The 12,549-nt window shown below is 71.7% G+C and carries 11 protein-coding genes; 6 read left to right on the top strand and 5 right to left on the bottom strand.

The genetic code is table 11. From position 1 onward, the window contains the following. Positions 1-231: 231 nt before the first annotated feature. Entirely contained in the window at positions 232-2,511 is a 2,280-nt protein-coding gene (locus ACFY16_RS02130; RefSeq protein WP_390645146.1) for a heavy metal translocating P-type ATPase, read from the bottom strand. Between the two features lie 92 nt (positions 2,512-2,603). After that, complete coding sequence (locus tag ACFY16_RS02125) at positions 2,604-2,843, bottom strand: heavy-metal-associated domain-containing protein (protein WP_390645145.1); 240 nt, start codon at positions 2,841-2,843, stop codon at positions 2,604-2,606. 253 nt (positions 2,844-3,096) lie between these two features. Here ACFY16_RS02125 and ACFY16_RS02120 point away from each other — a divergent pair, with 253 nt between their 5' ends. Further along, complete coding sequence (locus ACFY16_RS02120; protein ID WP_390645144.1) at positions 3,097-4,140, top strand: zinc-dependent alcohol dehydrogenase family protein; 1,044 nt, start codon at positions 3,097-3,099, stop codon at positions 4,138-4,140. Here the strand turns inward: ACFY16_RS02120 and ACFY16_RS02115 are convergent. The 3 genes from ACFY16_RS02115 to ACFY16_RS02105 all read right to left on the bottom strand — a co-directional run bounded on the left by ACFY16_RS02115 (position 4,121) and on the right by ACFY16_RS02105 (position 6,291). Then, positions 4,121-4,711, bottom strand: coding sequence for a GNAT family N-acetyltransferase (locus ACFY16_RS02115; protein ID WP_390645143.1), 591 nt, complete (start codon positions 4,709-4,711; stop codon positions 4,121-4,123). The genes ACFY16_RS02120 and ACFY16_RS02115 overlap by 20 nt on opposite strands. Positions 4,712-4,789: 78 nt before the next feature. After that, entirely contained in the window at positions 4,790-4,990 is a 201-nt protein-coding gene (locus ACFY16_RS02110; protein WP_390645142.1) for a helix-turn-helix transcriptional regulator, read from the bottom strand. Positions 4,991-5,373: 383 nt separating this feature from the next. Next, positions 5,374-6,291, bottom strand: coding sequence for a sugar phosphate isomerase/epimerase family protein (locus ACFY16_RS02105; protein WP_390645141.1), 918 nt, complete (start codon positions 6,289-6,291; stop codon positions 5,374-5,376). A gap of 123 nt (positions 6,292-6,414) precedes the next feature. Here ACFY16_RS02105 and iolC point away from each other — a divergent pair, with 123 nt between their 5' ends. Genes iolC through mmsA form a run of 5 tightly spaced genes read left to right on the top strand, consistent with a single transcriptional unit; the run spans position 6,415 to position 12,547 of the window. Continuing rightward, complete coding sequence (iolC, locus tag ACFY16_RS02100) at positions 6,415-7,365, top strand: 5-dehydro-2-deoxygluconokinase (RefSeq protein WP_390645140.1); 951 nt, start codon at positions 6,415-6,417, stop codon at positions 7,363-7,365. A gap of 59 nt (positions 7,366-7,424) precedes the next feature. Continuing rightward, complete coding sequence (locus ACFY16_RS02095) at positions 7,425-8,309, top strand: deoxyribose-phosphate aldolase (protein WP_390646075.1); 885 nt, start codon at positions 7,425-7,427, stop codon at positions 8,307-8,309. Between the two features lie 7 nt (positions 8,310-8,316). Further along, a complete protein-coding gene (iolB, locus tag ACFY16_RS02090) occupies positions 8,317-9,138 on the top strand; it encodes a 5-deoxy-glucuronate isomerase (protein WP_390645139.1) in 822 nt (273 codons plus the stop codon). Then, positions 9,135-11,030: a 3D-(3,5/4)-trihydroxycyclohexane-1,2-dione acylhydrolase (decyclizing) gene (gene iolD / locus ACFY16_RS02085; RefSeq protein ID WP_390645138.1), complete on the top strand. Its 1,896-nt coding sequence runs from the start codon at positions 9,135-9,137 to the stop codon at positions 11,028-11,030. Before iolB ends, iolD begins: the two co-directional genes overlap by 4 nt. 14 nt (positions 11,031-11,044) lie before the next feature. Continuing rightward, positions 11,045-12,547 (top strand): CoA-acylating methylmalonate-semialdehyde dehydrogenase, encoded by a 1,503-nt coding sequence (mmsA, locus tag ACFY16_RS02080; RefSeq protein ID WP_390645137.1) that lies wholly within the window; start codon positions 11,045-11,047, stop codon positions 12,545-12,547. Positions 12,548-12,549: the final 2 nt, after the last annotated feature.

Raw genomic sequence — 12,549 nt, 5'->3', positions numbered from 1 at the left:
CAACTTAGACCTTCGAATCCCTTCGATGGTTACGTTCGCGTCACTGTGATCTGCGTCTCTTGCGTATGTCCCTTAAATACGCAAGAGCCCTGATGCGCCGATCGGAGCTCAAGCGTAAGGATGATGCGCAAGCCTTGTGAAGAGCTTATGTGAGGCTCGCGCCGTACTCCAGAGGGACTCTTACTTCGGACGCAGCGAACTCGCGGTAACCGCGGGTAACTTCGGCGCGCGTCAGCGGAAGCTCCGCAGCCGCAGGCTGTTCGTCACGACGAACACCGAGGAGAAGGCCATCGCCGCCCCCGCGATCATCGGGTTCAGCAGCCCGGCGGCGGCCAGCGGCAGCGCGGCCACGTTGTAGCCGAAGGCCCACACCAGGTTGCCCTTGATCGTGGACAGCGTCCGGCGGGACAGCCGGATGGCGTCCGCGGCCACCCGCAGGTCCCCGCGCACCAACGTCAGGTCGCCCGCCTCGATCGCCGCGTCGGTCCCGGTCCCCATCGCCAGGCCCAGATCGGCGGTGGCGAGCGCGGCCGCGTCGTTGACGCCGTCGCCGACCATGGCGACGGTCCGCCCCTCGCCCTGCAGCCGCCGTACGACGTCGACCTTGTCCTCGGGCAGCACCTCGGCGATCACCTGGTCGATCCCGACCGTGTGCGCCACGGCCTCGGCCACCGCCCGGTTGTCCCCGGTCAGCAGCACCGGCGTGAGTCCCAGCGCGCGCAGTTCCCGGACGGCCTCGACGCTGGTCTCCTTGATCGCGTCCGCGACCGTGAGCACCCCCTGGGCCACTCCGTCCCAGCCGACCACGACGGCCGTACGACCGCCCCGCTCGGCCTCGTCCTTGGCGCGGGCCAACTCCTCCGGCAGGACGGCGGACAGCTCGGCGAGGCGCCCCACGGCCACCTCGTGGCCCTCCACACGCCCGCGTACGCCCCGCCCGGGCACGTTCTCGAAGTGCTCGGCCGCAGGCAGTGTCCCCGCCCGCTTCTCTGCGCCGGCGGCGATCGCCCGGGCGACGGGGTGCTCGGAGGCGTGCTCCAGGGCGCCCGCGAGCCGCAGCACCTGCTTCTCGTCGGCGCCGTCGGCGACGTACACCTCCTGGAGGGTCATCCGGCCGGTGGTGACGGTGCCGGTCTTGTCCAGGACGACCGTGTCGACGCGGCGCGTGGACTCCAGCACCTCGGGGCCCTTGATGAGGATGCCGAGCTGCGCCCCGCGCCCGGTGCCGACCATCAGCGCGGTCGGCGTGGCCAGGCCCAGCGCGCACGGGCAGGCGATGATCAGCACGGCGACAGCCGCGGTGAAGGCGGCGGCCGTGTCGCCGGTGGCGCCGAACCAGCCGCCGAAGGTGAGGGCCGCGAGCAGCAGCACCACGGGCACGAAGATCCCGGAGATCCGGTCGGCGAGCCGCTGCACCTCGGCCTTGCCGTTCTGCGCGTCCTCGACCAGCTTCGCCATCCGCGCGAGCTGGGTGTCGGCGCCGACCCGGGTGGCCTCGACCACGAGCCGGCCCCCGGCGTTGACGGTCGCCCCGGTCACCGGGTCCCCGGCCGCCACGTCCACCGGCACCGACTCGCCCGTCAGCATGGACGCGTCCACCGCCGACATGCCCTCGGTGACCGTCCCGTCGGTCGCGATCTTCTCGCCGGGCCGTACGACGAACCGGTCCCCGACGGCCAGCTGCGCCACCGGCACACGCACCTCGCGCCCGCCTCGCAGCACGGCCACATCCCTCGCGCCGAGCTCCAGCAGCGCCCGCAGGGCCGCACCGGCGCGGCGCTTGGAGCGGGCCTCCAGATAGCGGCCCAGCAGGATGAAGACGGTGACTCCGGCGGCGACCTCGAGGTAGAGCGCCGAGGAGGCGTCCGTACGGGTGAGGGTGAAGTCGAAGCCGTGCCGCATGCCCGGCATGCCCGCGTCGCCGAAGAACAGCGCCCACACCGACCAGCCGAACGCGGCCAGCGTGCCGACCGACACCAGTGTGTCCATGGTCGCCGCGCCGTGCCGGAGGTTCGTCCAGGCGGCCTGGTGGAAGGGCCACCCGCCCCAGACCGCCACGGGGGCGGCCAGTGTGAGCGAGAGCCACTGCCAGTTCTCGAACTGCCACGCCGGGACCATCGCGAGCAGCACGACGGGGAGGGCGAGGACGGCGGAGACGAGGAGGCGGTGGCGCAGGGACGCGAGCTCGGGATCCGTCGCGGGCGCCTGCTCCTGCCGCTCGGGCTCCGGCGGCGCGGGCTCCTCGGCGGTGTACCCGGTCTTCACGACGGTCGCGATCAGGTCGACGACCTGGATCCCGGCGGGGTAGGTGACCTTCGCCTTCTCCGTCGCGAAGTTGACCGTGGCGGTGACGCCGTCCATGCGGTTGAGCTTCTTCTCGACGCGGGCCGCGCAGGAGGCGCAGGTCATCCCGCCGATGAGCAGCTCGACCTCGGAGGTCGCGGAGTTCGCGGCGGTCGCTGCCGGCTCGCCGGGGGCGTCTGTCGGGGTGTCTGTGACGGTGCTGGTCATGGTGTCCGTACTCCAGAGAACGGAACGGGCCGTGCGGAGCCAGTATCAGCTGGTCGGCACGGCCCGGTCGGGAAATGTGTACGGGAGGCCGCTCAGGCCCTGCCGACCAGCTCGAAGCCGGCCTCGTCGACGGCGGCGCGCACGGCCTCCTCGCCCAGCGGGGCCGCCGAGACGACGGTGACCTCACCGCTGGAGGCGACGGCCTTCACCGAGCTGACGCCGGGGATCTCGGAGATCTCACTGGAGACGGAGCCCTCGCAGTGTCCGCAGCTCATCCCGCTCACCTTGTAGACGGCGGTCACGGAACCCGGGGTATCGGTCTCAGCGGTCATGTTGTTACTCCTCGTCGAGGCGTGTGGGGCCTGCGGGGCCCACGAGGGGGCCACACTCTTTAGACTATACCCCTAGGGGGTATTTCTCCAACGGAGGTCGGCCCGGAGCGCCGCGACGGCGTGACCGGTCACCCGGTCCGCCCCGGCCCGGGACGGAGCCGGCGCGCCCGGATAGCGTTCCGCCAAGGTGATCGATGATCCCCGGGGCGGTCGGCTCCGGGGCTCGGGCGCGGCGGAAGGGGAGGGCGGACGCATGCGGGCTGTGGTGTTCGAGCGGTACGGGGAAGCGGCCGAGGTGCGGGAGGTGGCCGACCCGCGGCCCGCGGAGCACGGGGTCGTGGTGCGGGTGGCGGCCACGGGGCTGTGCCGCAGCGACTGGCACGGCTGGCAGGGCCACGACCCGGACATCACCCTTCCGCACGTCCCGGGCCATGAACTCGCCGGTGTCGTGGAGGCGGTGGGCCCCCGGGTGGCCGCCTGGCGCCCCGGCGACCGGGTCACCGTCCCGTTCGTCTGCGCCTGCGGCACCTGCCCGGCCTGCGCGGCGGGCGACCAGCAGGTGTGCGAGCGCCAGACCCAGCCGGGCTTCACGCACTGGGGTTCCTTCGCCCAATACGTGGCCCTGGACCACGCCGACGTGAACCTCGTCGCCGTCCCCGACGGGATGTCCTTCGCGACGGCGGCCTCCCTCGGCTGCCGGTTCGCCACGGCGTTCCGGGCGGTGGTGCAGCAGGGCCGGGTGGCGGCGGGCGAGTGGGTCGCGGTGCACGGCTGCGGCGGCGTGGGCCTGTCGGCGGTGATGATCGCGGCCGCGTCCGGGGCGCGGGTCGTCGCCGTCGACGTATCGCCGCGGGCCCTGGACCTGGCACGGAAGTTCGGCGCGGCGGAGTGCGTGGACGCCACGCGCACGGCGGACACGGCGGAGGCGATCCGCGAGCTCACCGGCGGCGGCGCCCACCTCTCCCTGGACGCCCTCGGTTCCCCGGCCACCTGCGCGGCCTCCGTGAACTCCCTGCGCCGCCGCGGCCGGCACGTCCAGGTGGGCCTGCTGCCCTCACCGGACGGCACGACCCCGGTCCCTCTGGCCCGCGCCATCGCCCTGGAGCTCGAACTGCTCGGCAGTCACGGCATGGCCGCGCACACCTACCCCGCGATGCTCGGGCTCGTCGCCGCGGGCGTCCTGCGCCCCGACCTGCTGGTGACGTCGACCATCCCGCTGGACGCGGTGCCGGAGGCGCTCGCGGCGATGGGGACGGCACCGGGAGCCGGGGTCACGGTCATCGAGCCGTGGAGCTGACCGAGCGGTCCCCGGGCCGTCCGCGGTGGCCGGCCCACTCCCGGTCCAGGACCGCCATCAGCACCTCGTCCACCCACTCGCCGTCCCGGAACGCGGCCTCCCGCCGTACTCCCTCCACCACGAACCCGGCCTTCTCGTAGACGCGCCGGGCCCGGTGGTTGTTGCCGTACACCTCCAGCTGGACGCGATGCAGACCGAGTTGTTCGAAGGCGTGCCCGGTGATCAGCCGGGTCGCCTCGGTGCCGAGGCCCCGGCCGCGACCGCGCGGGCCGATCAGTGTGCGGAAGGTGCAACTGCGGGCGTCCGGGTCGTACTCGTACAGGACGACCTCGCCGACGACTTCACCGGTGGCCCGGTCGGTGACGGCGAGGTCGAGCCGGTCGGGCTGCTCGGCCCGGGTGCCGTACCAGGAACGCAGCCGGTCGAGGGTGAGTTCGCTGTTCGGCGGGAAGGTGAAGCGGATGACCTCGGGGTCGCCGACGATCTCCCACATGGCATCGGCGTCGCTCCCGGTGAACGGCCGCAGCAGGGCCCTCTCGCCGGTGAGCACGGGTTTGACGGAGAAATCCATACGACGAACTGTGCCCCACGCGAGGTGGGGCACAGAATTGTTTTCCGGGGGCTTTCCCGGGGGCTTCGAAGGCGGAGGTCAGTCCACTCTCCGGCCCCGGTTCCCCGGTCTGGCGGCGACCCACGCGTGGACGGTTTCGGCGTACCAGTACGGCTTGCCGTTCTCCACGTGGTCGGGCGGGGGCAGCAGTCCGTGCTTGCGGTAGGACCGTACGGTGTCCGGCTGCACCTTGATGTGTGCCGCGATCTCCTTGTACGACCAGAGCCTTCGGTCGGTCATGAGTTGCACCTCCCTGCGCGCGTCGCGGCGGCGGCCGGGGGCGGCCGTCGGGGGAGCCGCGCGCTGCGCTGGCGATCACCAAGCCTGTGCCCGGTGAACGACGGAGAGTGAGGGCAGGCCCTTGCCCGTCGACGGGGTGTGACGCAAAACCCGCGTACACGCGACATGTGTGACACGAAGGGGGTGTTTGTGACAGAGGTGACACAAAGGCGTACGGGGGCCCGCAGAAAGTCGGGTCGGCTTTTTCGGAACGTACGAGCGAACGTACGCAGCTGGCGACACCTCAGGGGCGCGGGGAACTGCGCGACAAGCCACACACAACCCGCGCTCGCACATCACAGAACCCGGCAGACGAGCAGGCGCCCGGCCGAACCCCCGGAGGGCTATGCCCCGCACGACCTCAGGAACGCCCGCGTCCGTTGCGCGATCGGCAACGGCCGGTCCGGCTCGCACGGGTACATGTCCTGCTCGACGATCGCGAACAGGTCCACGTCCAGCCTCTGCGCAGCCTCCAGCACCGGCCCCAGCGCGGGCACCCCGGACGGCGGTTCGCACATGACACCGCGGGCCACGGCCGGCCCGAACGGGATCTCCTGCGCCCGCACCTCCGCGAGGATCTCCGGGTCTACCTGCTTGAGGTGCAGGTACCCGATGCGCTCGCCGTAGGTCTCGATCAGCTTGACGCTGTCGCCGCCGCAGTACGCGTAGTGGCCGGTGTCCAGGCACAGCGACACCAGGCCGGAGTCCGTGCCGTCGAGGAAGCGGGCGACGTTCTCCTCGCTGTCGATGTGGGTGTCGGCGTGCGGGTGGACGACGATCTCCAGCCCGTACCGCTCGCGCACCTCCCGCCCCAGCCGCTCGGTCAGGGAAGTGAGATGGCGCCACTGCTCCGGCGTCAGCGTGTCCGGCTCCAGCACCTCACCGGTCTTGTCGTCCCGCCAGAAGGACGGGATGACGACCAGGTGCCCGGCGCCCATCGCCTGGGTCAGGGCGGCGATGTCGGACACATGTGCCCAGGTCTTGTCCCACACGTCAGGTCCGTGGTGGAGGCCGGTGAACACGGTTCCGGCCGATACCTTCAGACCGCGCCGTGCGGTCTCCTCGGCGAGTACGGCGGGGTCGCTCGGCAGATAGCCGTACGGCCCCAGTTCGATCCACTCGTAGCCGGCCGCGGCGACCTCGTCGAGGAAGCGCTGCCAGGGCACCTGCTGCGGGTCGTCGGGAAACCAGACGCCCCAGGAGTCGGGCGCCGAGCCGATCCGGATACGGGAGAGTGAGGACTGCGGTGACAACGACGTCATGGCCGTCAGCGTGCGGTCATCGGGAAGAAGGTGTCAAGCTCTCGTCCGAATGTCTGGACAAAACATTGACAGGGCTCGGGGTCCGGCACTACAACCGGGAGGAGTCGAAGCGAAGGGAACCCGATGGCGTACGACCTGATCACCATGGGGCGGATCGGAGTGGACCTCTATCCGCTGCAGACGGGTGTCCCCCTGGCCCAGGTGTCGGCCTTCGGGAAGTTCCTCGGCGGCTCCGCCACCAACGTGGCCGTCGCCGCGGCCCGGCTCGGCCGGCGGACGGCCGTGATCACCCGGACCGGCGACGACCCCTTCGGCGCCTATCTGCACGAGGCCCTGCGCGGCTTCGGCGTCGACGACCGCTGGGTCACGCCGGTCCCCGGGCTGCCCACCCCGGTCACCTTCTGCGAGGTCTTCCCGCCGGACGACTTCCCGCTGTACTTCTACCGGCAGCCCAAGGCGCCGGACCTGGAGATCGACGCCCACGACCTCGACCTGGACGCCGTGCGCGAGGCGGGCATCTTCTGGGTCACCGGCACCGGCCTGAGCGAGGAGCCCAGCCGTACGGCGACGCTGGCCGCCCTCGCCCACCGCGCCAAGGCCGCTACGACGGTCTTCGACCTCGACTGGCGCCCCATGTTCTGGGCCGACCCGGACACCGCCCGCCCCTTCTACGCCGAGGCACTGCGCCACACCACCGTCGCCGTCGGCAACCTCGACGAGGTGGAGGTCGCGACCGGGGTGCGCGAGCCGCACGCCGCCGCCCGCGCCCTGCTGGACGCCGGTGTCGAACTCGCCGTCGTCAAGCAGGGCCCGAAGGGCGTCCTCGCCGTCAACCGCGAGGGCGAGTCCGCGGAGGTCCCGCCGCTGCCGGTGAACGTCCTCAACGGCCTGGGCGCCGGCGACGCCTTCGGCGGCTCGCTGTGCCACGGCCTCCTCAACGGCTGGGACCTGGAGAAGATCATGCGGTACGCCAACGCGGCCGGTGCCATCGTCGCCTCCCGCCTGGAGTGCTCCTCCGCGATGCCGACGCCGGACGAGGTCGACGCGGCGCTCACCGCCGGAGCGGTGCTGTGAGGGCCGGCCGTGTCGGCGAGGTCAGGCACGAGGGCGGCTCCGGGGCCGCGCCCGCCCGCGTGGACGTCGCCGAACTCGTCCGCACCCGCACCCGGCACCCCGAGGCGATCGCCGAGGCCGCCGCCCGCCGCCCCCGCAGGCCACTGCTCGGCGACAACGGCCGGCTGATGATCGTCGCCGCCGACCACCCGGCCCGCGGCGCCCTCGGCGTCGGCGACCACAGCCTGGCCATGGCCAACCGCGCCGACCTCCTCGAACGCCTCTGCCTGGCCCTGTCCCGGCCCGGCGTGGACGGTGTCCTGGCCACCGCGGACATCCTCGACGACCTGCTCCTGCTCGGCGCCCTCGACCACAAGGTCGTCATGGGCTCCATGAACCGCGGCGGCCTCCAGGGCGCCTCCTTCGAACTCGACGACCGCTTCACCGGCCACCGCCCCGAGGACATCCACCGCCTCGGCTTCGACGCGGGCAAGCTGCTGCTGCGCATCGACTACGACGACCCGGGCTCCCTCACCACCCTGGAGTCCACCGCCCGCGCCATCGACGAGATGGCCGCCCGCGGGCTCCCCGTCTTCGTCGAGCCGTTCATCAGCCGCCGCGCCCCCGACGGCCGGCTCCGCAACGACCTGTCCGCCGACGCCGTCACCCGCTCCATCGCCATCGCCTCCGGCCTGGGCGGCAGTTCGGCGTACACCTGGCTGAAGGTCCCGGTCACCGAGAACCCCGACGACATGGCCCGGGTCATGGAGACCTCCACGCTGCCCGCCGTGCTCCTCGGGGGCGAGGTCGGGGGCTCCGTCGAGGATCAGGTCGGCGCGTACGAGAAGTGGCGTGGCGCGCTCCAGCTCCCCACCGTCCAGGGCCTGGTGGTCGGCCGTTCGTTGCTGTACCCGGCGGACGGGGACGTGGCCGCCGCCGTGGACACCGCCGTAGGACTGTTGTGAGGGCCGCATGAGCAACGAACTGCACATCCCGCGGGGCGCCACCGCCGACGCCGACCACGTGCTCGACATCGATCCCAAGCGGGCCGGCTGGACCCACAGCAGTCTGCGGATCGTCGAGCTGGTGCCGGGCGGAACGCACACGTTCACCACCGGGGACACCGAGTGGATCGTGCTTCCGCTGGAAGGCGGATGTACCGTGCAAACAGAGGGAAAAGAGTTCCAACTCCTGGGCAGGGAGAGCGTGTTCGGCGGAGTCACCGACTTCGCCTACGTGCCCCGCGACGCCCAGGCACAGATCGCCTCCGGCGCGGGAGGCCGCTTCGCCCTGGCAGGAGCGAAGTGCGAGCGACGACTCCCCGCCCGCTACGGCCCCGCGCCGGAGGTCCCCGTCGAGCAGCGCGGCAGCGGCGGCTGCGCCCGCCAGGTGCGCAACTTCGCCTCCGCCGACGCCTTCGACTGCGACAAGCTCATCGCCGTCGAGGTCGTCACGCCCGGCGGCAACTGGTCCTCGTACCCGCCGCACAAGCACGACGAGCACCGGCCCGGCGAGGAGTCGGAGCTGGAGGAGATCTACTACTTCGAGATCGACGGCCCGAACGGTTTCGGCTACCAACGCGTATTCCCCTCACGCGCGGGCGGTTCCGACGTCCTCGCGGAGGTCCGCTCCGGCGACGCCGTCCTCGTCCCCGACGGATGGCACGGCCCGTCCATCGCCCAGCCCGGCCACGCCATGTACTACCTCAACGTCATGGCGGGCCCGGGCGGGACGCGGGAGTGGCGGATCTGCTTCCACCCGGACCACGTAGAAAGCACAGGGGGTTACCGATGACCTCGACGACCTCGACGACGAGGCTCACGGTCGCGCAGGCGCTCGTCCGCTTCCTCTCCGCCCAGTACACGGAGCGGGACGGCATACGGCAGCGGCTGATCGGCGCGACCTGGGGCATCTTCGGCCACGGCAACGTCGCCGGGCTCGGCCAGGCGCTCATCGAGTACGCCGACGACATGCCGTACCACCAGGGCCGCAACGAGCAGTCCATGGTGCACGCGGCGGTCGGCTACGCCCGCCAGTCGAACCGGCTGGCCACGCACGCCGTGACCACCTCCATCGGCCCGGGCGCGACGAACCTCGTCACCGGCGCCGCGCTGGCCACCATCAACCACCTGCCGGTGCTGCTCCTGCCCGGCGACATCTTCGCCACCCGCGTCGCCGACCCGGTTCTCCAGCAGCTGGAGATGCCGTACGCGGGCGACGTGTCGGTCAACGACTGTCTGCGCCCGGTGTCGAAGTACTTCGACCGGATCACGCGCCCCGAGGCGCTGATCCCGGCCGCTCTCCAGGCGATGCGCGTGCTCACCGACCCGGTGGAGACGGGCGCCGTCACGCTCGCCCTGCCGCAGGACGTGCAGGCGGAGGCGTACGACTGGCCGGAGGAGTTCTTCGCCGAGCGCATCTGGGTGGTCCGCCGTCCGGGCGCCGACCCGACCGAGCTCGCCGAGGCAGTCCGGGCGATCCGCGCCGCCCGGCGGCCGCTGCTGATCGCGGGCGGCGGTGTCCACCACAGCCGCGCCGAGGAGGCCCTCGCGGAGTTCGCCGCGGCCACCCGCATCCCGGTCGCCTCCACCCAGGCCGGCAAGGGCTCCCTGCGCTACGACCACCCGCAGGACGTCGGCGGCATCGGCCACACCGGCACCGCGACCGCCGACGAACTGGCCCGCACGGCCGACCTGGTGATCGGCGTGGGCACGCGGTACACCGACTTCACCACCGCCTCCAACACCCTCTTCGCGGGTGACGGCGTGCGCTTCCTCAACCTCAACATCGCCGCCTACGACGGCCACAAGCTCGGCGGCCTGCCGCTCATCGCGGACGCCCGCAGCGGTCTGCAGGAGCTGACCGAGGCGCTGGTCATGCACGACCACAAGGTCGCGGACGCGTACGTCGCCGAGTACTCCGAGGACAAGGAGCGCTGGGAGCAGCGCGTCGACGCCTGCTTCGAGGCCGACGAGCAGGACGTACGGCCCACGCAGCCGCAGGTGCTGGGCGCCCTGGACGCGCTCGTCGACGAGACGGACGTGATCATCAACGCGGCCGGCTCGCTCCCCGGTGACCTGCACAAACTGTGGCGGGCCCGGTCGCGCGACCAGTACCACCTGGAGTACGGCTACTCCTGCATGGGCTATGAGATCCCGGCCGCGATCGGCGTGAAGCTCGCGGCGCCGGACCGGCCGGTGTGGGCGTTGGTCGGCGACGGCACGTACCTGATGATGCCGACGGAGATCGTCACCGCCGTGCAGGAGGGCATCGCGATCAAGATGCTGCTCGTGCAGAACCACGGCTACGCGTCCATCGGCGGCCTGTCGGAATCGGTCGGCGGCGAGCGGTTCGGAACGGCGTACCGCCAACGTTCCCCCGAGGACGGTTCCTACACCGGGGCGCCGTTGCCCATCGATCTTGCCGCCAACGCGGCCAGCCTCGGTATGCGCGTGCTGCGCGCGAAGACCGTCCGCGAACTGCGCGAAGCCCTCGCGCAGGCGCGGGCCGCCGACACTCCCACATGTGTCTACGTGGAGACCGAAACCGCAGACACAGTGTCGGGCGCGCCTCCGGCGCAGGCCTGGTGGGATGTACCTGTGGCCGAGACCGCGACCCGATCGTCGGCGGTCAAGGCTCGTGAGCTGTACGAACGGCACGTCTCCACCCGACGCCGCCATCTGTGAAGGAGCAACTGGGCATGACGAAGATCGTCAACCACTGGATCGGCGGCAAGACCGTCGAAGGCGCGTCGGGTACGTTCGGGCCGGTCACCGACCCGGCGACCGGCGCGGTCACCACGAAGGTCGCGTTCGCGACGGTCGACGAGGTGGACGCCGCGGTGGCCGCCGCGAAGGACGCCTACGCGACCTGGGGCACCTCGTCGCTGGCCAAGCGGACCGCGATCCTCTTCAAGTTCCGCGCCCTGTTGGACGCGCACCGCGACGAGATCGCCGAGCTGATCACCGCCGAGCACGGCAAGGTCCACTCGGACGCGCTGGGTGAGGTCGCGCGCGGTCTGGAGATCGTCGAGCTGGCGTGCGGGATCACCGTGCAGCTGAAGGGCGAGCTGTCGACCGAGGTGGCCTCCCGGGTCGACGTGTCCTCGATCCGGCAGCCGCTGGGTGTCGTCGCGGGCATCACGCCGTTCAACTTCCCGGCGATGGTCCCGATGTGGATGTTCCCGATCGCCATCGCGTGCGGCAACACCTTCGTGCTGAAGCCGTCCGAGAAGGACCCGTCGGCCTCCCTGAGGATCGCCGAGCTGCTCGCCGAGGCGGGCCTGCCGGACGGCGTGTTCAACGTCGTGCACGGTGACAAGGTGGCCGTCGACCGTCTCCTGGAGCACCCGGACGTCAAGGCCGTCTCCTTCGTCGGCTCGACCCCGATCGCCCGCTACATCCACACCACGGCCGCCGCGAACGGCAAGCGCGTCCAGGCCCTGGGCGGCGCCAAGAACCACATGCTGGTCCTGCCGGACGCCGACCTGGACGCGGCCGCGGACGCCGCCGTGTCGGCCGCCTACGGCTCCGCCGGCGAGCGCTGCATGGCCATCTCCGCGGTCGTCGCGGTCGGTTCGGTCGGCGACGAGCTGGTGGAGAAGATCCGCGAGCGCGCCGAGAAGATCAAGATCGGTCCCGGCAACGACCCGACCTCCGAGATGGGCCCGCTCATCACGAAGGCGCACCGCGACAAGGTGGCCTCGTACGTCGAAGGCGCGGCGGCCGAGGGCGCCGAGGTCGTCCTCGACGGCACCGGCTGCACCGTCGACGGCTTCGAGGACGGCCACTGGGTCGGCATCTCGCTGCTCGACAAGGTGCCGACCAGCGCGAAGGCGTACCAGGACGAGATCTTCGGCCCGGTGCTGTGCGTGCTGCGCGTCGACACCTACGAGGAGGGCGTGGCGCTGATCAACAGCTCGCCCTTCGGCAACGGCACCGCGATCTTCACCCGGGACGGCGGCGCCGCACGCCGCTTCCAGCTGGAGATCGAGGCGGGCATGGTCGGCGTGAACGTGCCGATCCCGGTGCCGGTGGGCTACCACTCCTTCGGCGGCTGGAAGGACTCGCTCTTCGGCGACCACCACATCTACGGCAACGACGGCACCCACTTCTACACCCGCGGCAAGGTCGTCACCACGCGCTGGCCGGACCCGTCCGAGGCCCCGGCGGGCGTCGACCTGGGCTTCCCGCGCAACCACTGAGC

Source organism: Streptomyces sp. NPDC001315, from assembly GCF_042896175.1.
GTDB lineage: Bacteria > Actinomycetota > Actinomycetes > Streptomycetales > Streptomycetaceae > Streptomyces.
The sequence above is the reverse complement of the archived record's forward strand: the minus strand, read 5'-3'. Positions and strand labels throughout refer to the sequence as shown.